General features: G+C 70.0%; 15 protein-coding genes. 5 read left to right on the top strand and 10 right to left on the bottom strand.

The features are described from left to right. Entirely contained in the window at window positions 1-831 is an 831-nt protein-coding gene (locus tag ABD156_RS18085; protein ID WP_344274272.1) for a helix-turn-helix transcriptional regulator, read from the bottom strand. Between the two features lie 217 nt (window positions 832-1048). Between ABD156_RS18085 and ABD156_RS18090 the strand changes: the two genes are divergently transcribed. After that, on the top strand, window positions 1049-1939 hold the full coding sequence (locus ABD156_RS18090; RefSeq protein ID WP_344274274.1) for a glycoside hydrolase family 16 protein: 891 nt from the start codon (window positions 1049-1051) through the stop codon (window positions 1937-1939). Here ABD156_RS18090 and ABD156_RS18095 read toward each other — a convergent pair. Beyond that, window positions 1926-2504 (bottom strand): hypothetical protein, encoded by a 579-nt coding sequence (locus tag ABD156_RS18095; RefSeq protein ID WP_344274277.1) that lies wholly within the window; start codon window positions 2502-2504, stop codon window positions 1926-1928. The genes ABD156_RS18090 and ABD156_RS18095 overlap by 14 nt on opposite strands. Window positions 2505-2626: 122 nt before the next feature. Here ABD156_RS18095 and ABD156_RS18100 point away from each other — a divergent pair, with 122 nt between their 5' ends. After that, on the top strand, window positions 2627-8110 hold the full coding sequence (locus ABD156_RS18100; RefSeq protein ID WP_344274280.1) for a DUF6531 domain-containing protein: 5484 nt from the start codon (window positions 2627-2629) through the stop codon (window positions 8108-8110). A 12-nt stretch (window positions 8111-8122) separates the two neighbouring features. Here ABD156_RS18100 and ABD156_RS18105 read toward each other — a convergent pair whose 3' ends face one another. Next, on the bottom strand, window positions 8123-9019 hold the full coding sequence (locus tag ABD156_RS18105; protein WP_344274282.1) for a LysR family transcriptional regulator: 897 nt from the start codon (window positions 9017-9019) through the stop codon (window positions 8123-8125). A 98-nt stretch (window positions 9020-9117) separates the two neighbouring features. On the opposite strand from ABD156_RS18105, the gene ABD156_RS18110 reads away from it, so the two are divergent. Then, complete coding sequence (locus tag ABD156_RS18110; protein WP_344274285.1) at window positions 9118-9960, top strand: oxidoreductase; 843 nt, start codon at window positions 9118-9120, stop codon at window positions 9958-9960. Between the two features lie 103 nt (window positions 9961-10063). On the opposite strand, the gene ABD156_RS18115 is transcribed toward ABD156_RS18110, so the two are convergent. After that, complete coding sequence (locus ABD156_RS18115) at window positions 10064-11818, bottom strand: hypothetical protein (RefSeq protein ID WP_344274288.1); 1755 nt, start codon at window positions 11816-11818, stop codon at window positions 10064-10066. Between the two features lie 352 nt (window positions 11819-12170). Between ABD156_RS18115 and ABD156_RS18120 the strand changes: the two genes are divergently transcribed. Both ABD156_RS18120 and ABD156_RS18125 read left to right on the top strand, forming a co-directional pair. Continuing rightward, complete coding sequence (locus ABD156_RS18120) at window positions 12171-12947, top strand: GH25 family lysozyme (RefSeq protein WP_344274519.1); 777 nt, start codon at window positions 12171-12173, stop codon at window positions 12945-12947. 49 nt (window positions 12948-12996) lie between these two features. After that, window positions 12997-13620, top strand: coding sequence for a hypothetical protein (locus ABD156_RS18125; RefSeq protein WP_344274291.1), 624 nt, complete (start codon window positions 12997-12999; stop codon window positions 13618-13620). On the opposite strand, the gene ABD156_RS18130 is transcribed toward ABD156_RS18125, so the two are convergent. The 6 genes from ABD156_RS18130 to ABD156_RS18155 form a co-directional block, all read right to left on the bottom strand. Then, on the bottom strand, window positions 13601-14482 hold the full coding sequence (locus ABD156_RS18130; protein ID WP_344274293.1) for an RNA polymerase subunit sigma-70: 882 nt from the start codon (window positions 14480-14482) through the stop codon (window positions 13601-13603). The two genes, ABD156_RS18125 and ABD156_RS18130, sit on opposite strands and share 20 nt — an antisense overlap. Then, window positions 14479-15327 (bottom strand): alpha/beta hydrolase, encoded by an 849-nt coding sequence (locus tag ABD156_RS18135; protein WP_344274295.1) that lies wholly within the window; start codon window positions 15325-15327, stop codon window positions 14479-14481. The genes ABD156_RS18130 and ABD156_RS18135 overlap by 4 nt, the downstream gene beginning before the upstream one ends. 61 nt (window positions 15328-15388) lie before the next feature. Continuing rightward, window positions 15389-16183, bottom strand: coding sequence for an arginase family protein (locus ABD156_RS18140; protein ID WP_344274297.1), 795 nt, complete (start codon window positions 16181-16183; stop codon window positions 15389-15391). Further along, window positions 16176-16889 carry a GntR family transcriptional regulator gene (locus ABD156_RS18145; protein ID WP_344274299.1) on the bottom strand — a complete coding sequence of 238 codons (714 nt, stop codon included), beginning with the start codon at window positions 16887-16889 and terminating at the stop codon, window positions 16176-16178. The genes ABD156_RS18140 and ABD156_RS18145 overlap by 8 nt, the downstream gene beginning before the upstream one ends. Before the next feature lie 328 nt (window positions 16890-17217). Next, window positions 17218-18720 carry an FAD-dependent oxidoreductase gene (locus ABD156_RS18150; protein ID WP_344274302.1) on the bottom strand — a complete coding sequence of 501 codons (1503 nt, stop codon included), beginning with the start codon at window positions 18718-18720 and terminating at the stop codon, window positions 17218-17220. Between the two features lies 1 nt (window position 18721). Beyond that, complete coding sequence (locus ABD156_RS18155; protein ID WP_344274306.1) at window positions 18722-19639, bottom strand: AurF N-oxygenase family protein; 918 nt, start codon at window positions 19637-19639, stop codon at window positions 18722-18724. Window positions 19640-19726: the final 87 nt, after the last annotated feature.

Below are 19726 nucleotides of genomic sequence, written 5' to 3' on the forward strand. Positions count from 1 at the left end.
TCAGCGATGCGGGTGGTCGCCGGCGGCGAGACTGCCGAGCAGTCCCAGCGCGGCCTCCGACGGACTGCCCGGATCCGCTTGGTACACCACGAGTTGCTGGCCGGGAGCGCTGTTCACGGTCATCGATTCGTAGTGCAGGGTGAGCATTCCGACGAGCTGGTGCCGGAACCGTTTCGTCTCGTGCGTTTTCTGCCGGAGGTCGTGGCGCGCCCACAACCGGCGGAAATCGGCGCTCTTGAGCGACAATTCGCCGACCGCCTCGATCAACAGCGGATCGTCCAGGTCGGAGCCCGCCGCCGACCGCAGCCCGCCGACGGTGTTGACCGCGACCTGTTCCCACTCCGGGTAGAAGTTCCGGGCGTCGGGGTCGAGGAACACCAGCCGCAGCAGGTCGCCGCTGTATTCGTGCCCGCCGAACAGCGCTCCGCCGAGCAGATTCGACGCGAGGACGGTCATGCACCGGCCGAGCACGACCGCGGGAGTCTGCGGCCACGCGTCCATCAGCTGCACCAGCCGCGGACTGACGCGTTCCCTCGCCGGACGTCGCTTGGGCCGCTTCGGCCGGGCCAGCGAATGCAGGTGCGCGAGCGCCTCGTCGTCGAGTCGCAGCGCCCGGCCGAGCGCGTCGACGACCTGCGCCGACGGCGTCCGCTCCCGGCCCTGCTCAAGCCGCACGTAATAGTCGGTGCTGACCCCGGCCAGCTGCGCGACCTCCTCCCGGCGCAGGCCGCTGACCCGGCGCCGGGTGTCGGCGAGCACGTCCGCGTCCGCCGGGACGGTGGTGCCGCGCCGGGCCCGCAGGAACTCGCCGAGGAGGTTGCTGTCGCTCATGAACCCAGGCTAGATCGCCGACGGCGGCCGTGGAGGCGTCAAAGGGGGTGCGGTTCTCCCACCCTGCCGGTACCCCGGCGCGCAGTGGTTCAAACCTATCCGGACGCGCGCTGCCCGCGCGCACTTCGGCCGCGGAACCGGCAGGCAGACTGTTTTGACTGGTCAACGGCGGCGGCCGACCCTGCTGGGACCACCCCACTCGATCGGAAGGCCAACCATGCGCCGAACCCCGTTGATCCTGGCCGCCGTGGCCGCCCTGTCGATGGCCGCCGCGCCCGCGCAGGCGGCCGAAACCTGGACCACGGTGTTCGAGGACACCTTCGACGGCCCCGCCGGCACCGGCCTCGACCCGCAGAACTGGCTCTACGACAAGGGAACCGGCTACCCCGGCGGCGCGGCGAACTGGGGCACCGGGGAGATCGAGACGTCGACGGACTCGACGGACAACGTCTACCACGACGGTGCCGGGCACCTGGTGATCAAGCCGCTGCGCGACGCGAACGGCGCGTGGACGTCCGGCCGGATCGAAACCCAGCGCACCGACTTCGGCGCGCCGGCGGGCGGGCAGATGGAGATGAGCGCGACGATCCAGCAGCCGAATCCCGACCACGGCCTCGGCTACTGGCCCGCGTTCTGGGCGATGGGCGCGGACGCCCGGCCGGTCGGCGCGACGAACTGGCCGAGCATCGGCGAACTGGACATCATGGAGAACGTGAACGCGCTGGACAAGCATTCCAGCACGTTCCACTGTGGACAGTGGGCCGGGGAGTGCCACGACCCGGACGGGATCAGCAGCGACCTGCAGGACTGCGCCGGCTGCAAGACCGGGTACCACACGTATTCGGTGGTGGTGGACCGCCGCGACGCGGCCGCCGAGGAGCTTCGGTTTTCCTTGGACGGCAAGGAAACCTTCACGGTGAAGCAGAACCAGGTGTCCGATGCGACGTGGAAGGCCGCGGTGGACCACGGGTTCTTCGCGATCTTCGACGTGGCGATCGGCGGGTCCTATCCGAACAAGGTGTGCGGGTGCACCAGCCCGGGCGCGGACATCACGCCGGGCGCGGGGATGAGCATCGACGCGTTTTCGGTGAAGGTCAGCAAAAGCTGACCTTGGGCCACGGATCGATCCGGGCGCGGCCGAGTTGCGGCGTGGACCATGCGACGCGCTCGGCCGCGGCGGGATCGGTGAACACCAGGACCGACTCGTCGAGCCGATTGAACACCAGCCTGGTCCAGTCCTCGATCAATTCGCCCGCGACCAGCACCAGCGGCCTGCCGCCGACGCGCAGATCGACTTCGGCGAGCACGCCTTCTTCAGCGAAGACGATGACGTCCTCGACCAGGCCGGTCGGCAATTCGCTCAGCGCCGTCCACCGGTAGATGCCGTCCCACCGCTCGCGGTTCTCGAGCCGGGGATCCGGGCGGCGTTGCGGCCACAGGCCGAACAGATCGTCGTCTTGGTACGTCAGGACGCTCAGCGTGCGGCCGTCGTCCAGGTGCGCCTGCATGCCCCACAACTGCAGACAGGGCACCGCCGGGTCGGCGAACTGGGGACCGCCGTCCGGGCCGTCCTCCCGCAGAGCCATCTTGACACCGGCCCACGAGTCGATGCGCCTGCCGCGCAGCGAGTCGAAATCCTGCGCCCGCTCGACCACCCACTCGGTATACGTCACCGCCGCAGTATCTCGGAACATCAGCCAGCGAGGCACCCGGTTAAGCAAGGCCGCCTGCCGCGCGCGGGTCCGGGGCCCGGTAGGTACCGTGATCAACGCAGCAGCGGGCGGAGGGGAACAACGTGAGCAACCCATTGGTGGCACCGGTCAAGGAGACCTCGGCGATGGCCGGAGTCCCGTTGCTGGAGGACGCCACCGGGCTCAAGGACGCGATCGAGAGCAAGAACTGGGCCGCGGTCGCGATCGGGGCCGTCGGGACCGCGCTCGACGTGCTCACCGCGGTCATGGACCCGTTCGGCGCGATCTTCGCCGCGGGCGTCGGGTGGCTGATGGAGCACGTCGGCCCGCTCAAGCAAGCCCTCGACGCGCTCACCGGCAACGCCGACGAGATCAGCTCGCAGGCGGAGACCTGGACCAACGTCGCCAAGGAACTCGAAGGCGTCTCCGCGGACCTCGGCGACCTGGTCAAGAAAGACCTCGAGAACTGGCAGGGCGAGGCCGCCGACAGCTACCGCAAGCGGGCCGCGGACACCTCCGCTCTCATCGCCAGCGCCCAGAAGGGTTCCGAGGGCGCGGCCAGCGGCGTCAAGACCGCTGGCGAGATCGTCGCGGCGGTCCGGTCGCTGGTGCGGGACACGATCGCGGACCTGGTCGGGCACCTCATCTCGTGGGCGCTGCAGGTGCTGCTCACCGCGGGCATCGGGATGGCCTGGGTGGGCCCGCAGGTCGCGGCGGCGGTCGCGAAGACCGCGTCCAAGATCACCCAGATCACCACCAGGCTGGTCAAGGCTTTCAAGGCGCTCATCCCGCTGCTGAAGAAGGCCGGGACGCTGTTCGAGGACGCCGGAAAGGCGTTGAAGGGGCTCAAGGGCGGCAAGAACGCTCCCACGCACACGCCCAAGGACATCAACGTCAAAACCGAGGGCACCCGCTCCGGCCCTGGCGGCAACGAAGGCACACACACCTCCGGGGCCGAAGGCGGCGGTGGCGGCGGGCACCACGGCAATACCGGCAATACCGGCAATACCCACACCAGCAGTTCGGAAAGCGGGCACGAAGGCGGCGGCCAAGGCGGCTCCGGGTCGCACGAGACCGGCGGCAACGACGTCCACACGTCCTCGACCCAGCAGCCGAGGGGCAACCAGAACCCCGCCGAACACCACACCGACCCCAAGGAAGTCCGGGACTGCGGCGACCCGATCGACGTCGCCACCGGCGCGGTGTTCCTGGTCCAGGAGGACCTGCGCCTGCCGGGAATGCTGCCGCTGACGGTGGAACGGACCCACCGCTCGTCCTACCGCTCCGGCGGATTCTTCGGCCCCACCTGGTCGTCCACGCTGGACGAACGGCTCGAGGTCCGCGACGACGGCCTGCACTACGCCGCCCCGAACGGCGTGCTGGTCCGCTTCCCCTTCCCACGCGACATCGAAGCCGTGGCCACCGACGACGGTCCGTATTTCGCGCTGCGCCGGACCACCACCGGGTTCATCGTCGGCGACCCGCAGAGCAACGTCATCCGCTACTTCACCGGCGACCCCGACGCGCGCACCCTCCGCCTGCACACGCTGGCCGACAGCTCGGGCAACCGGATCGTCTTCCGCTACGAGGACGGCGTGCCGGTGGAGATGGAGCACTCCGGCGGCTACCGGGTAAGCATCGATTCGGCGGACGGGCTGGTCACCGCGCTGCGCGTGCCGGACGAGCCGGTGGCGGTCCGGGAGTACCGCTACGACTCCGCCCGCCGGCTGGTCGAGGTCGTCGACGCGGTCGGCACCTCGCACAAGTTCCGCTACGACGCCGACGGCCGGATGGTGCGCTGGGACGACGTCAACGGCCGCTGGTACGGCTACCAATACGACAGCGACGGCCGGTGCGTGCGCGCCCGGGGCGACGGCGGCTACCTCGACACCGAACTGTCCTACGACCGGGAAAACCTGGTCACCACGGTCACCGACTCGCTCGGCGCGGTCCGCCGCTTCCAGCTCAACGACCAGCTGAAGGTCATCGCCGAGACCGACCCGCTCGGCAACACGTCGACCACCGAATACGACGAGTACGGCCGCGTCACCGCCAGCGTCAACGCGCTCGGCCACGCCACCCGCTGGGAGTACGACGAGATCGGCAACGTCGTCGCGGTCACCCGCCCGGACGGCACGCGGCTGGCGAACGAGTACGACGAGCGCGGCCTGCCGGTCTCGACGACCGGCCCCTCCGGCGACGTCTGGCGCTACGAGTACGACGAACAAGGCAGCCTGGCCAAGGAAATCGACCCGGCGGGCGGGGTCACCGCCTACACCTACGACCCGGTCACCGGAGCGGTGGCGACGCGGACCGACGCGCTCGGCGGCGTCACCCGGATCGAGTCCGACGCGGCCGGCCTGCCCACCGCGATCACCGCTCCCGACGGCGCGGTGACCCGGTACCGCTACGACGCACTGGGCGCGATCGCCTCGATCACCGGGCCGACCGGCGCGTTCGTGGAACGGGTGCGCAACGCGGCGGGCGACCTGGTGCAGCAGCGCAACGCCGACGGCTCGGTGAGCAAGTTCGGGTTCAAGGCGGTCGGCAACGTCGAGGAGTCAGTCGACCCGCGCGGCGGCGTGCACCGGGTCGAGTACGGCGCGTTCGGCCTGCCGCTGTCCGAACAGGACCCGGACGGCGGCGTCCGGCGGTTCGGCTACGACACCGAACTGCGGCTCACGACGGTGACGAACGAACGCGGCCTGGTCTGGCGCTACGAATACGACCGGGCGGGCCGGGTCGTCGCGGAGACCGACTACAACGGCCGGATCCTGCGCTACGGCTACGACGCGGCCGGGCAGCTCGTCCGCCGGGTCAACGCGGCCGGGCAGGCGATCGCGCTCGAATACGACGCGCTCGGCAGGCTCGTGCGGCGCGCCGCCGACGACGACGTCGCCGAATTCGCCTACGACCACGCGGACCGGATGATCCTGGCGCGCAACGGCGAGACTGAGGTCCGGTTCGACTACGACGCGTCCGGGCAGCTGGTGTCCGAGTCGATCAACGGCCGCGTCGTGCGGTCCCAGTACGACGCGCTCGGCAGGCGGACCGGCCGCCGCACGCCCAGCGGGGCCGAATCGTCGGTCGGCTACGACTCCGCGGACCGCCCGACCGCGATCACCACCGGGGGCCGCACGCTGCGGTTCGAGTACGACGCGGCGGGACAGGAAACGGTGCGCCGGCTCTTCGCCGGAACCGCGCCGGTGGCGGAACTGCGCCAGCACTGGACCTCGACCGGCAAGCTGCGCGGGCAGACCGTGCTGCGCGGCGACACGACCGTGCAGCAGCGCGACTACCGCTACCTGCCGGACGGAAACCTTTACGCGACAGGCGATCTGCTCGCCGGGCCGCGCTCGTTCGAGGTCGGCCCCGGCGGCCGCGTCAGCGCGGTCCAGGGCCCGGACTGGCGGGAAACCTACGGCTACGACGCGGCCGGTGCGATCACCGAAGCCGCCTGGCCGGGCGACCCGGCCGCAGCAGGCACCCGTACCTACCGGGGCACCCTCGTCGAGTCCGCGGGCGAGACCCGCTACGCCCACGACGCCGAGGGCCGGGTCGTGGTGCGGGAGCGCCGCGGGCAGCGGTGGGAATACCAGTGGAACTCCGCGAGCAGGCTGACCGGCGTGCGCACCCCGGACGGCACGGTCTGGCGCTACCGCTACGACGCGCTCGGCAGGCGCGTCGCCAAGCAGCGCCTCGACCAGTCGGGCGCGGTGGCCGAGCTGATCGAGTTCGCCTGGGACCACTACCAGCCCGCCGAGCAGGTGCACAGCGTCCCGGGCCGGCCGCAGGTCGCGACCGTGTGGGACTGGCTGCCCGACTCCGACCAGGTGCTCGCGCAGACCGAACGGACGCTCGGCGAACGCTCCGCCGAGCGGTTCCACGCCGTCGTCACCGACCTGGTGGGCGCGCCCGCCGAACTGCTCGACGGCGCCGGCGCGCTGGCCGGGCACCAGCGCAGTTCGTTGTGGGGCTCGGTCGTCGCGGAGGACGGGACCGCGCGCACTCCGCTGCGGTTCCCCGGCCAGTACTACGACCCGGAAACCGGGCTGCACTACAACATGCACCGCTATTACGACCCGGAAACCGGCCGCTACCTCTCGCACGACCCGCTCGGCCTCGGCCCGTCCCCGGACTCGCTGGCCTACGTGGACAACCCGAACGCGATGGTCGACCCGCTCGGCCTCACCGCCTCCGCCCCGGTCGGGCCGTGCCCCAAAAAGCTCGAGGAAATGCGGCGGCAGCAGCAACAACAGCAGGCGGCCGCGAACGCCGCGCGGACGAACAACAAGCGCAAACGCGGCAACGCGACGTCCGGGCAGCCCCCGGCCAAGAAGGCCGCCAAGGAGCCGAAGAATCCGCCCGGCACTTTCGGCGACAAGTCCAACGAGGCCGCGCGGATCGGCGACGCGCACGGCTACAAGGTCGACGGGCAGCAGACCAACCAGCTCGAACACGCCGGGCTGCACAAGGCCGCCGCGGAAGACGGCAGCGGAGCCGCGCGGAAGCGGTCCGACGAAAAGACCCTCGAGAACGCCGGTTTCGGCTATTACGAGAGCCACGACTTCCACCGGATGCACCCGGGCACCGGAAGCGGCAAGCAGATGCACACCTCCGGCTTCACCGGCGGGAAGACGCACGACGAGCACCAGCTGACCTACGCCCACGCGCAGCGGCAGGCCTACGAGCGCAAGGACACGTCCGGTCTGCTGCAGCTCAACCAAATGGGCTACTCGCACATGGAGGGCAAGTACACGCGCCCGACCTACCAGGTGCCGGGACGCCAGCCGCACGACACGTACGTGAGCCCGCAGGAGAAGGTCTACCACGGCGACAATCCGAACCACGTCCACCACCCGGACTTCCACGACCCGAAGCACGGCATCCACACCTACGGAACCGACACCAAACCGGTGCCCGGAAAGCAGCACCCGGACGGCTCCGAAGTGCGGGAACGGATCGAAAACACCCCGGAACAGCGGCAGGCTTCGGCGGACGCCTACAAACAGCGGGCGGAAGACGCGAAGGCCGAACAAGCCCGCCGCGACGACCTCAACGAACACCGCAGCGAAATCGAAAACGGCAACGACGCCGCGCGCAAAAAAGAGCTCAAGGACTTCGACGACGAGCAGCGGTGGATGCGCGGGTCCGAGGATTCCTACCACCGCATGGTCGACGAAATGTACGCCGGCGGCAAGGGAATGCCGTATGTCCCGGCGCCCGGCTCGAAGGCGCACGCGGACATGACCGCGTCCGGCGACTCGTTCGCGCGCACCGACCCGCTGACCGCGGGCGGCCGGGCCGAGGCGCACCTGGCGTACGAACAGCGCCGCACCGGCGAGTACCCCAAGGGATCCGCCGACGAACTGCTCGACAAATGGGGCTTCCAGGCTCCGAAGGACAAGAACGACCCGATGTGGCAGCGGTGGCAGAACGGCGATTACGACCCGCCGGAACTGCGCGGCCACGACGGGAACACGCCCATTCCGGACGCGAAGCGCGCCGAGATGAAGGCAATGGAGGAAAAGGCGCTCGCGCAGCAAACGCGGGCCCTGGAGCTGGACGAGAACAACGGGGGACTTTGACGCGCTTGTCAGTCAGCCCGCGCCGGACAGATCCGTCGTCTCGGCCAGCCGCGTGACCACCTCCAGGAGCGCGGCCGGCCGAGGGCCGTCGGAGCGCCACACCAGCACGGTGCGCGCGGCTTCGCCGTCCAGCGGCACGAACACCACGCCGGTGCGGCGCAGGCTGTGGGCGGACCGCGCCAGTCGGGTCACGCCGACCCCGGCTGCGACCAGCCCGAGCAATCCCTGCACGGTCGCGGTGCGCTGCACGACGTCCGGCGTGAACCCGGCGGCCGCGAAGTCGGCGTCGTACTTACGGTGCCACGGATCCCACGACGTGCGCGGCGTCAGCACCCACGGCTCGTCTGCGAGATCGGCCAGGCGCAGCGAGGAACGGTCAGCCAGCCGGTGACCGGAGGGCAGGACCGCGCAGACCTCCTCGGTGAGAAGGGTGTGCGTCTCCAAGCCGTCGACCAACGGCGGGCGCGTGAAGCCAGCGTCGAACCGGCCGCCGCGAACCCCGTCGACTAGCTCGGCGATCGAGAGCTCGGCGGTGGTGACGGTCAGCTCCGGCAACTGCTCCCGGACCGCGCGCACGACCGGCGGGAGCAGGTAATTCGCTGTGCTGGCAAGGAAAGCCAGCCGCAGGGTGCCGATCTCGCCGCGGACCGCCCGGGAGACTGTCGCGACGGCTTGTTCGGCGCGGGCGAGCACCGCGCGCGCTTCCGGCAGGAACAGTTCGCCGATCGGGGTGAGCCGGGTGCCGCGGGCGTCGCGGTCGAAGAGTTGCGCGCCGAGCTGGCGTTCCAGCACGGTGATCTGCTGCGAGAGCGACTGCTGTGCGATGTGGAGGGTCGCCGCCGCGCGCGTGAAGCTCGTTGATTCGGCGACGGCGACGAAGTAGCGCAGCTGCCGCAGCTCAGGGGTCACAGGCTGAGACTGTAGCCCGCCAGCGAACCGGTGTTGGCGGACCCCGGCGGGTGCGCGCCACGATCGGAGGCGGAAGAAACCACTGGAGGGACTGCTCAATGACCGAGGAAACCGACGGCCGCGTCTGGCTGATCACCGGGTGCTCCAGCGGCTTCGGCCGCGAACTCGCCCAGGCCGCGCTGGCCGCGGGGGACCGGGTCGTCGCGACCGCGCGGAAGCCGGAGACGCTGGCCGGCCTCGCCGAATCCGGCGGGGACCGGGTGCGCACGGCCGCGCTGGACGTCACCGATACGGCGCAGATCGACGCCGCGGTGCGAACCGCGCTGGACGCGTTCGGCCGGATCGACGTGCTGGTCAACAACGCCGGACACGGCTCGGTCGGTGCCGTGGAGGAACTAACGCTGCCCGACCTGCGCGCGGTGCTGGAGGTGATGTTCTTCGGCGCGGTCGCGATGACGAAGGCCGTCGTCCCGCTGCTGCGGGAACAGGGGAGCGGCACGATCGTGCAGATGAGCTCGATGGGCGGACTGCTCGCGCCGCCCGCGTTCGGGGCCTACTGCGCGGCGAAATTCGCGCTGGAAGGCATGTCGGAGGCGCTCGCGGCGGAGGTCGCGCCGCTCGGGGTCAAGGTGCTGATCGTGGAGCCGGGCGCGTTCCGGACGTCGTTCGGCGGCGCGGCGATGCACCGCTCCCGGAAGATCGACGCCTACGCCGAAACGACCGCCGCCACCCGGGGTGCGATCGAGGGAATGGACGGAACCCAGCCCGGTGATCCGGCGAAAGCGGCGGCCGCGATCCTTCGCGCGGTGAACGCTCCGGACGCACCGCTGCGGCTCGCGCTCGGCGGCGACGCCGTGGACGCGATCCGAGGCAAAATCGAGGCCCTGACTCAAGATCTCGACTCCTGGGAGTCGGTGAGCCGGGCGACCGCGCTGGGCTGACGCGCGCCTGCCCTGTCTGGTGCGGGGTTCCGGGCTGTGAAGGGCTCCTTGAGGGAATCAGATTCCCTCAAGGAGCCCTTCACGGACGTGGGGACCGGTCGAGTCACGGATAATTCGGGACGTTGACCGGCTTCGTGCCGTCCGGCGTCACGTCGCCGGTGTCGTTCACGACGTGGGTGATCGTGCCGCGGTGGTTCAGCGATACCGTCAGCAGGCTGTGCAGCTTCACTCCGCCGTTCTGCGGCACCTCGAACGCGTGATAGCTCGAGACGGCCGGGTTGGTGTCGAAGAAGCAGTAACTGCCCAGCCCCCAAGCCTCGTGCGACGTCACGTCCGGGCCGACCTTGTACGCCGCGTACCCGGCAGTGCCAGGCGCGGAATTCCACGAACCCTGATCCGGGACGTCGTAAGGCATTTCGTTCTGGAAGAAGATCGTCTTCCCGTTCTGGCCGTTCCACACGACCTGGAACTTCTGGTAATGCTCCACGAACAGCCCGGTCGCGGTCACGTTGTCGCCGTTGACGAGCAGGCCGGTGTCAGCGGTGTTCGTCGTCCAGCCGACGGTGCCGCTGTTGCCGTGGTCGGCGCGCCACGCCCAGACGTGGTCGACGATCGTGTCGTCGCTGTTCACGACCAGGCTGTTGGTGGCTTTGCCCGCCAGATCGCCGCCGACGCGGAAGAACACGTCCTGCAACGAGGTCGGGTTCGCTGCGTGGCTCGTGTGCTTCCCTCTCTCGCCAACGGTCAGCAGGGACTGCGAATTCTGCGTGCCCGCGTCGAAGAGCAGGCCCTTCACCCGCACACCGTCCACATCGGATACGTGCATCGCGTCGACGCCGTTGTCCGGGATCAGCGTCGGGTAGCCGATGCCGAGCACGGTCGTGCCGGGGCGGGTCACGTTCAGCGTCTGGTCGAGGTGGTAGGCGCCGGGGGTGAAGAACAGGTTGCAGCCGGAGTCGAGGTAGCTGTTGATGCTCTCCGCGGTGTCGCCGGGTTTGACGACGCGGAACTGGCTCATCGGGACGGAATCGCCGGGCGTGCCGCCGTTCGCCCAGCTCGGCCCGGACGCGTTCGTCCGCAGGGACGGCAGGAAGACGCGGTAGTTGCCGCCGTTGTCCACGTACAGGTACGGCACGTCGCGCGACACCGGCGTGGTGTCGAGCGTGGTTTCCGGCGGGTTCGGGAACGAGTTGGCCGGCGCGCCGGTGGTCCCGGAGAAGACCATGTTCCACACGCCGCCGTCCCAGCTGCCCAGCGCCGAATCCCGCGTGTACCACTGCTGCTGCGAAACCGACGCGGCCTGGCCGGACACGCGGGTGTCGGCGACGTAGCCGCCGCTCGCGTAGCCGTAGCTGGCCGGGAACAGTTGCAGCCCGCCCTTGATGTCCATCCGGCGGAACGGCGCGGCCTGCGACACCGCCCAGCGGTCGCTGCCGCTGGAAGGCGTGACGGCCATGTTCTCCGCCGAGCGCCAGAAGTTCTGCAGCGCCGAGCCCTGGTCGGAGCCGTTGAAGGCGTCCACGGTGATGTCGCCGTTGATCTGGACGTCGTCCGGATTCTGGCCGAGACCGGCGACCGAGGTGTAGAAGCCGACGTTGTCGTGCACCGCGTACGTGCCCGGCTTGAACAGGTGCGCGACGCGGCCCGAGCCGAACTGCGCGGTCTGCGTGTCCTTCTGCGCCTCGAAGTCCTTGTCCAGCTGGGCCTGGATCGTCGCGGAGGGCATTCCCGGGTCGAAAACGTGCACGTTCGGCCCGAAATCGGGCTGATCGGACTGGCCGGTGCAGCCCGCCTGCCCGGACGCTGGGGCCGCGGCGGCCGGGACGGCGAGCCCGGCCGCGGCCAGCAGGGCCAGCATCGCGACTGCCGGGCCACGGGATCGACGAGGTCGGGGTGGTCGATAAGTCCGGTTCACGTCGGGGACACCTCCGCGGTAGGGGATTTACCCACCAGTTTGTGGTCGGCCACAACAAATTAAACGCCCGGCCGCGTGGCGCCGGTCACAACTCGGTCACGGTTGTCTGGACCACTGGCGCGATTCCGGCTATCGGAATCCTGTTCACGTCCGGGTGACGCAGCCAGCCTCGCGCCGCGTCGTGCCGCAAGATGACCTTGGACCTGCCGCCGTGAAGATCGGAGTCTCGGTGACCCGGACAGCAACGGACAAACCCTGGCGGCTCGCCTTCGCCGCCGCCGTGTCGGTTTTGGCGATGGCGTGCGGCGTCGCGACCGCCGGACCGGCCGCCGCCGCGGACTACTCGAAGGCCGGCGAGAATGTTGCCGGTTCACAAATTCTGCGGCACGAAGGCGTCCGAAGCGGAAGCCCGCGGTTCGACCCGGCGGCCGGGCAGACCCTCGGCCACGACGTGAGCGGGCACCAGGGCGCGGTCGACTGGGGCCAGGCCGCCGGAGCGGGCGCCCGGTTCGCCTACGTCAAGGCGACCGAGGGCACCGGATTCGTGAGCCCGCAGTTCGACCAGCAGTACAACGGCGCGCACGACGCGGGCCTCATCCGCGGCGCGTACCACTTCGCCCGCCCGGACGTCTCCAGCGGCGCGGAGCAAGCCGACTACTTCATCGCCCACGGCGGCGCGTGGCACGGCGGCGGCTCGACGCTGCCGGGCGCGCTCGACATCGAGTACAACCCGTACGGCGACGCCTGCTACGGCAAAAGCCAGGCCGACATGACCGCCTGGATCGCCGACTTCACCCACCGGTACCTGGCGAAACAGCGCCGCAGCGCGCTCATCTACACTTCGACGTCCTGGTGGAAGCTCTGCACCGGCAACGCGGGCGGGTTCGGCGACACCAACCCGCTGTGGCTCGCCCGCTACGCCCCGGACATCGGCGAACTCCCCGCGGGCTGGGACAAGCAGAGCATCTGGCAGTTCTCGCGCACCGGCAGCCTGCCCGGCGACCAGAACTACTACAACGGGCCGATGAACCGCGTCGAGGCGCTCGCCAGGGGAGGCGGTTCGTCGGCGTGATCGCCTGAAAGCCGTACCGGAGAGCGCCCGGTCGTAGTTGGATCACCGGGTGACTTTCGCGATCGGTCTCTTCGACCTCTTCACCTATGCGATCCCCGGCGCGCTGCATCTGGCGTTCCTGGCCTATCTCGCCGGACGGCTGCACTGGCTCGACCTCGCCGCCGTCTCGCGCGGGCCGGGCGTGGTGCTGGTGATCGGGATCGTCGTGGCGAGCTACCTGCTCGGGTACCTGGCGTATCCGATGGGAGCGCGGGCGTCGCGGTGGCTGCCGCGGCGGCGGAAGCGGAACGCGCGGGAAGAGTTCCTGCGCCGCAATCCCGCCGCGCGCGGGAGCGTGTTCGTCGAGGCGGACTCGTTTCTGCTGCTCTCGGCGCTGCAACTGCACGACGCCGACGCGGCGATGGAAGCGACGCGACTGCGCACCGCCGGGCTGATGCTGCGCAATTCCAGCCCGGCGATGGCGTTCGGGTTCGTGGCGTCGGTGGTCGAGCTGATCGTCGGGCCGCATCCGGTGTTCGCGGCGTGCGCCGCAGTGCTGTTCGCGGGCGCGTTTCCGGCGTTGGTCGCGCAAGGCCGGTTGATGTCGCATTGGGCGAGCGTGAAGACCCTGGAACTCAGCTTTTGGGTGCCGGAGGTGGAGGAGACGCTGGCGGCTAGGCAGAAGACGGAGTGACCTCGATGCGTTCGACGAGTACGGGGTCGTTGAAGACAGTCACTCCCGCGATGCCGTCCCGTCGGACGTCGAGCACCGCGACGCCGAACGGTTTCCCGTGCCAGCGGACGACGGCCGCGGGCTGACCGTTGACGACCGCTCGGTCCATCCGCCAGTCGCCGGGCTTGCCCATCGCCTCGGCGAATACCTGGGAACAGTCGTCCATGCCCTTGAACCACGTGCGGCTCGGCAGGAGCTCCAGCGTGGCGTCCGCGCGAAGCACGTTCGTCAGGCCAGAGACGTCCGCGCTCTCGAACGCGGTGACGTACGCGTCGAGCAGCCGCCTCGCTTGAGGGGAGGTGGGCTCGACGACGTCCTCAAGACCGGATTCGACCTCGGCGAGCCGGGCGCGGGCGCGTTGCAGGCTGCTTTTGACTGCGGCGACGGACATGTCCATCATCTCGGCGACCTCGGCGGCGGGGAACGCCAGCACTTCGCGCAGCAGCAACACGGCTCGCTGGGCGGGAGGCAGCGTCTGCATCGCGGCGATCAACGCCAGCCGCAAGTCCGCGCGGTCGCCGGGAAACGGCTCGATCCACGTCTCCGGCGGCAGCACGTCCGGTCGCGTGTCGTCGGCGGCGATGCCTGAGGGCAGGGCGCGCCGCCCGCGGTCACGAGCGGCGTTGAGGCACACGTTGGTCGCGATGCGGTGCAGCCAGGTGCGTACTGAGGACCGCTCCTCGAAGCCGTCCCAGGCGCGCCATCCGCGCAGGTAGGTCTCCTGGACCGCGTCCTCGGCCTCGTGCCACGACCCGAGCAGCCGGTAGCTGTGCGCCAGCAGTTCGCCGCGGAGCGGGGCCGCCGCCCGTTCGAAATCCGTCACCTGACCAGTGTCGACCGCAGCCACGATCCCGCCTCCCGAACCGCCTCGTCGGCGACGGCGGTGTTGCCCGCCGCCATCTGGAAGGTGTGGACCTGGCCGGGGAATTCGTCGATGCGGACCTCGACGCCCGCGTCCCGCATCCGCCGGGCCAGCTCCCTGGTGTCGTCCAGCAGCGACTCCTCCGCGCCGACCTGAAGATACGTCGGCGGCAGCCCGCGCAGGTCCGCGTGTAGGGGCGACGCGAGCGGGTCACGCGGATTCGCTCCGGCCAGGTAACCGGTCGCGAGGGTGCGGACCAGCTCGCGGGTGAAGAACGGGTCGGTGCCGGTGTCGTAAGTGGCGCCGTTCGCTTCGAGGTCGGTCCATGCCGACAGCAGCAGCAAGGACGCGGGCATCGGCAGGTTCTCCTCGCGGGCGCGTGCGGCGAGGCCTACTGCCAGCGTTGCTCCGCAGGAGTCGCCAGCGATGGCGATCGGGCCGGATTCGTTGCTGAGCAACCATTGATAGGCCGCTGTGACGGTGTCGAGCTGGCTGGGGAAGACGTGCTCGGGGGTGAGGCCGTAGTCGACAGCGAACGTGTTTGCCCCGGCGGCCCGGGCCACATGGCCGAACATCCGGCGATGAGTGCCGGAGGATCCGCCCACGAAACCGCTGCCGTGGATGGCCAGGATCGCTGGACCGGTCAGGGCGTTCGGCGGTCGCAGCCATAGCCCGGCCGGTGTGTCTACCGCCTCGATCGCGATGCCTTTTGGCTCTGTGGCGAGCGTTTCCCAGGCCGGGGTTTGCTCACCGCGCGCTCGTGCTTCCCAGAGTGTGCGGTTGGGGTCTTGTGTTGTTGTGGTCATGACGGATAGACCCCGGGCGGGGCGGAAAGGAATCGGTCAGGTTCCGGGTGCGCTGGGCGGGTCAGCGGCCGGCGGGTTCGCGCCAGGTCAGGCTGGCGCCGAGGGCTGCGGTGAGGCGGCTGATCGTCTGGCGGGTCGCTTCGTCGTTGACGTGCTCGGGGAGCCAGGCGCAGGCGAGGTAAGCGGCGGCGAGATCGGCGGAGGCGGCGGCAGCGGCGAGGCATTCCTCGATCTGCGCGAGCGAGGGGCCGGGGCCGGAAGGGAAGCGCGCGCCGGAGAGGTCGGCGCTGTCGAGGACGTCGATGTCGAGGTGGAGGTAGACGGGCACCGGGCCGAGCCGTCCGAGGGCGGCGGTGATCGCGGCGGGGTCGGCGGGGATGCGGTGGACCTGGCTGGCGGCGAGGGAGTCGCGCTCGGCGGGGTCGAGGTCGCGGGCATCGGCGAGGACGACGCTGGTGTCGGGGACGGTGCGCAGGCCGAGGGTGTCGTCGAACAGACCCGAGGTCCGGCCGGTCAACATGGCCAGGGCCATGCCGCCGATGTATCCGCTGGTGGAGATGGCGGGGGTGTTGAAGTCGCCGTGGGCGTCCAGCCACAGCACGGCCAGGTCTCGGTGGCGTTGCTGCAGTGCGGCTACCGCGGCGCGGCTGGTGGGGCAGTCGCCGGAGAGGATCAGGGGCTTTGCTGACTGGGCCACGGTGTCGGCTGTCGCCCGGTGCAGAAGACTCATCCGGGCGGGGCCGGCGGGCAGGACCGGGGGAACGACCTGGGTCGCGGTGGCGGGGATCGGGAATTCCGGAAGGTGCTGGTCGAGGTGCCAGGGCGTGACGACCAGGTCCCAGCTGCGTTCAGCCACGAGGGGTCTCTCTTTCGCTCTGGTGGGCGAGCAGGTCGAGCAGCCGTCGCAGTTCGGCGGCACCGGCTCGCAGGTGCGCGGTGAGTTCCGTTCGGGCTTGCTTCGGGCTGCCGTGCAGCGCGTCCAGCAGCCGGCGGTGGTCGTCTTCGGTGCGGCCGAGTTCGCGGCGGGAGCGTTCGGCAAGGGCAAGGGCGAGGCGCTGTTCTTGCTGGAGCTGCGCGTGGAAGCGGCACAGGCGGGGGCTTCGGGTGGCCGTGACCAGGGTGGCGTGGAAGAGCCGGTCGCCGTCGAGCGCCGCGGCAGTGTCGCCGTGGTCGAAGGCGTGTTCTATCTGGTCGACCAAATCGGCGAGCTGCTGGTAGATCACCGGATCGCGGTGCTGAGTGAGGGCGTCGGCCGCGGTCAGTTCGACGGAGGTGCGGGCTGCGTAGATGTCGGCGACGTCGGGCCCGGTGACGTCCGCGACGACAACGCCGCGATTCATCTGGTAGCGGACCAGGCCTTCGCTTTCGAGGGTCCGCGAGGCCTCGCGGAGGGTGCTGCGGGAGACGCCCAGCTCGGCGGCGAGGGCGGCCTCGCGCAGCGGAGTGCCGGGCGGCAGCTGGCCGGACAAGATGGCTTGCCGGACGGCGTCGGCGGCTTGTTCGGTGGTGCTCTGCCGTTGGATGCTCGCGCCGAGGCCGGTGATCGGATTCGTCGAAGTCATCAGTCTCCCCGTGACATCCCCGCCAGTGCGCATCAGATTGCCAGATTGCCAGATTGTCGGACAATCTGGCAAGGCAGTTTTAGGCGGCGAGGCAAAGCGGGTGAGGAGTTGCTTGCCGGCTATTCGAAACCGTTGTCCGGTAAGGGGTTCAGGTGTTAGGTCCCGAGGGCGGCGGCCGGGAGATGTGCCCATGCGATGACGACGGCAGTGGTGTTCGGCTGCCGCCGGATTTCGAGGTCGATCCGGCTCCCTCGCGCGCAACAGCGAAGGGCGAGTGGCGGACTGCCGCCGCGACCGAAAGGGCGGCGGCAGTCCACAAAGGACTCTCTCAGCGACCCCGGAACCGCGCGGCCAGTGCGGCGATCGGCGACCGCCGTCCCCGCAATGGAACCTGCCCGGAGGTGATGTCCGCGAGAAGCGTCGCCACGGTTTCCCCGGCGCAAGTCCGGTTCGCGCCGATCCCGCCTGACGGGCCGCGTTTGATCCAGCCCACCACGTAAGCACCGGTCTGGCCTTCGACCCGGCCTGCGGTGTTCGGGATCGTTCCGGCCGTCTCGTCGAACGGCAGGCCCGGCACCGGACGTCCCCGGTAGCCGACGGCGCGCACGACCTGACCGGCGGCGATCTCGACTGGGCCGGAAGGGCCGTCGACGCGCAGTCCGCGCACCTGGCGGTCCCCGGTGATCTCCACCGGAGCGGAATGGAAGCGCAGCACGATCCGGCGGGGGCCATCCGATGGAGGGGCGGTCCAGTCGACCGTCTCGCGGGCCAAATCCTGCAGCAGCGCGGCTTTTCCGGTGCCCGCGTCGATCGCCGCGGCGGTGCGCGGGTCTTCGGTGTCGACCACGAGCGGCACGTTCGCGCGCTGGGCCAGCGCGATCAGCTCGGGCGAGGTGTAGGCGGCGTCTTCCGGGCCGCGTCGGGCCAACAAGACCACTTCGCGGACCTTGCTGGAGCGCAAGCGTTCCAGGGCATGCGGGGCGATGGTCGTGCCGTCGAGATCGTCGGGGTCGGCGGTGAGGATCCGGGCCACGTCGAGGGCGACGTTGCCGGTGCCGATCAGCACCACGCGCTCGGCGGAGAGGTCCACCGCGTGCGCGGGGACGTCCGGGTGGCCGTTGTACCAGGCGACGACCGTCGTCGCGGCGAGGCTGCCGGGCAGGTCTTCGCCGGAAATGCCGAGGGTGCGCGCGGACGAAGCACCGACTGCGTAGATGACCGCGTCGTGGCGTTCGGCCAGTTCGTCCACGGTCACGTGGCGGCCGACCTCGACGCCGAGCTTCAGCTTCAGCCGCGGGTGGTTGTGGAAGCGCGAGAAAGCCTCGCCGATCCGCTTCGTGTCCGGGTGGTCCGGGGCGACGCCGAAGCGCACCAGCCCGCCCGCGACCGGCAGCCGGTCGATCAGCGTGACGCGCGCGTTGGTGTGCAGCAACAGGTCTTCCACCGCGTACATCCCGGCCGGGCCGGTGCCGACGACGGCCACGTCCGCGGGCTCGAGGTCGCTCGGGATCTCGCGGTCGAACGTCGGCGGGCCCCAGCGGTGGAAGTTCGGCGCGGGGTTCGCGGCGGCCGGCGCGCGGTCGGCGTAGAAGTCCGCGTTGATCCCGGCGTACACCTTCATCGAGTCGGTCAGCAGGTCCACCGGGAAGATCGCGTCGACCGGGCAGGCGTCGGCGCAGGCGCCGCAGTCGATGCACGTCTCCGGGTCGACGTAGAGCATCTCGGTGGTCCCGAAGTCCGGCTCGTCCGGCGTCGGGTGGATGCAGTTGACCGGGCAGACCGACACGCACGTCGCGTCGTTGCAACAGGTCTGGGTGATCGCGAAGGCCATGTCAGATCAGATTCGCCCGCTTGTAGAACACCAGCGCCGGCTTCGTCAGCAGCCCGCACGAGCCGAGGAACTCCATCAGCCCGGCACAGCTCGACCGCATCATCGACTTGTGGTGCTCGTTGGCCTTCGCCTCGCGCAGCGCGCGCTCGGAGTCCAGCCCGGCGTTCTTGTACACGTCGCGGTTGACCATGCTGCTGACGATGAAGTACGACGCGATCGCGATGACCAGCGCGTTGACCTGGCGGCGCACGGCTCCCGCGCCCTCCAGCTGCTCGCGCGTCTCCTCGCGGGCGAACTTCATGTGCCGCGACTCTTCCACGACGTGGATGTTGTTGATCGTCCGCACGAACGGGACCACGCGCTCGTCGCGCATCCAGTCGCGCTGCATCACGTCGAGAACCTCTTCGGCGACCAGGATCGCCGCGTACGCCGCTTCGCCGCCGGCGACCGCCTTGAAGACGCGGCCCAGTTCGACGGCGAGCTTGCGCGGCCGGTACGGGGGAGCGCCGAGCTTCTGCGCGCCGCGGGCGAACATGATCGAGTGGCGGCATTCGTCGGCGATCTCGGTGAGCGCCCACTGGAACGCCGGGTCGGTCGGGTCCTTGGCGTAGAAATCGCGCAGCACCATCTGCTGCAGGATCATCTCGAACCAGATCCCGGTGCTCGCGACCGACGCCGCCTCCTGGCGGGTCAGCTCCTTCTGCTGCTCCGGGGTCATCTCGGCCCAGTAGCTCGTGCCGTAGAGCGTGCTCCACTCCGGGCTGGCCCCGTGGAAGTCCTTGTCCAGCGGGGTTTCCCAGTCGACCTCGGTGGCCGGGTCGTAGGAAAGGGTCGCGGAGGAGTCGAGCAGCCGCTGCGCGGTCTCGTGCCGGCCGGACGGGGCTGCTTCCGGTGCTCGCTGCACGTCTGCGCTGGTCATTCGGTCCTCCCTGAGCGACATTGGTTAGGCGTTACCGCGATTCACTGTTACCTAAGGTAACACCTATCTGGCCGTATCGCGAGAGGT

The organism is Amycolatopsis albidoflavus, assembly GCF_039525725.1.
GTDB classification, from domain to species: Bacteria; Actinomycetota; Actinomycetes; order Mycobacteriales; family Pseudonocardiaceae; genus Amycolatopsis; species Amycolatopsis albidoflava.

Excerpts from the sequence above, each read along its gene's own strand:
- ABD156_RS18085 (WP_344274272.1), bottom strand. The coding sequence starts at position 831 with ATGAGCGACAGCAACCTCCTCGGCGAGTTCCTGCGGGCCCGGCGCGGC.
- ABD156_RS18090 (WP_344274274.1), top strand. The coding sequence starts at position 1,049 with ATGCGCCGAACCCCGTTGATCCTGGCCGCCGTGGCCGCCCTGTCGATG.
- ABD156_RS18110 (WP_344274285.1), top strand. The coding sequence starts at position 9,118 with ATGACCGAGGAAACCGACGGCCGCGTCTGGCTGATCACCGGGTGCTCC.
- ABD156_RS18115 (WP_344274288.1), bottom strand. The coding sequence starts at position 11,818 with ATGCTGGCCCTGCTGGCCGCGGCCGGGCTCGCCGTCCCGGCCGCCGCG.
- ABD156_RS18120 (WP_344274519.1), top strand. The coding sequence starts at position 12,171 with ATGGCGTGCGGCGTCGCGACCGCCGGACCGGCCGCCGCCGCGGACTAC.
- ABD156_RS18135 (WP_344274295.1), bottom strand. The coding sequence starts at position 15,327 with ATGACCACAACAACACAAGACCCCAACCGCACACTCTGGGAAGCACGA.
- ABD156_RS18145 (WP_344274299.1), bottom strand. The coding sequence starts at position 16,889 with ATGACTTCGACGAATCCGATCACCGGCCTCGGCGCGAGCATCCAACGG.
- ABD156_RS18150 (WP_344274302.1), bottom strand. The coding sequence starts at position 18,720 with ATGGCCTTCGCGATCACCCAGACCTGTTGCAACGACGCGACGTGCGTG.
- ABD156_RS18155 (WP_344274306.1), bottom strand. The coding sequence starts at position 19,639 with ATGACCAGCGCAGACGTGCAGCGAGCACCGGAAGCAGCCCCGTCCGGC.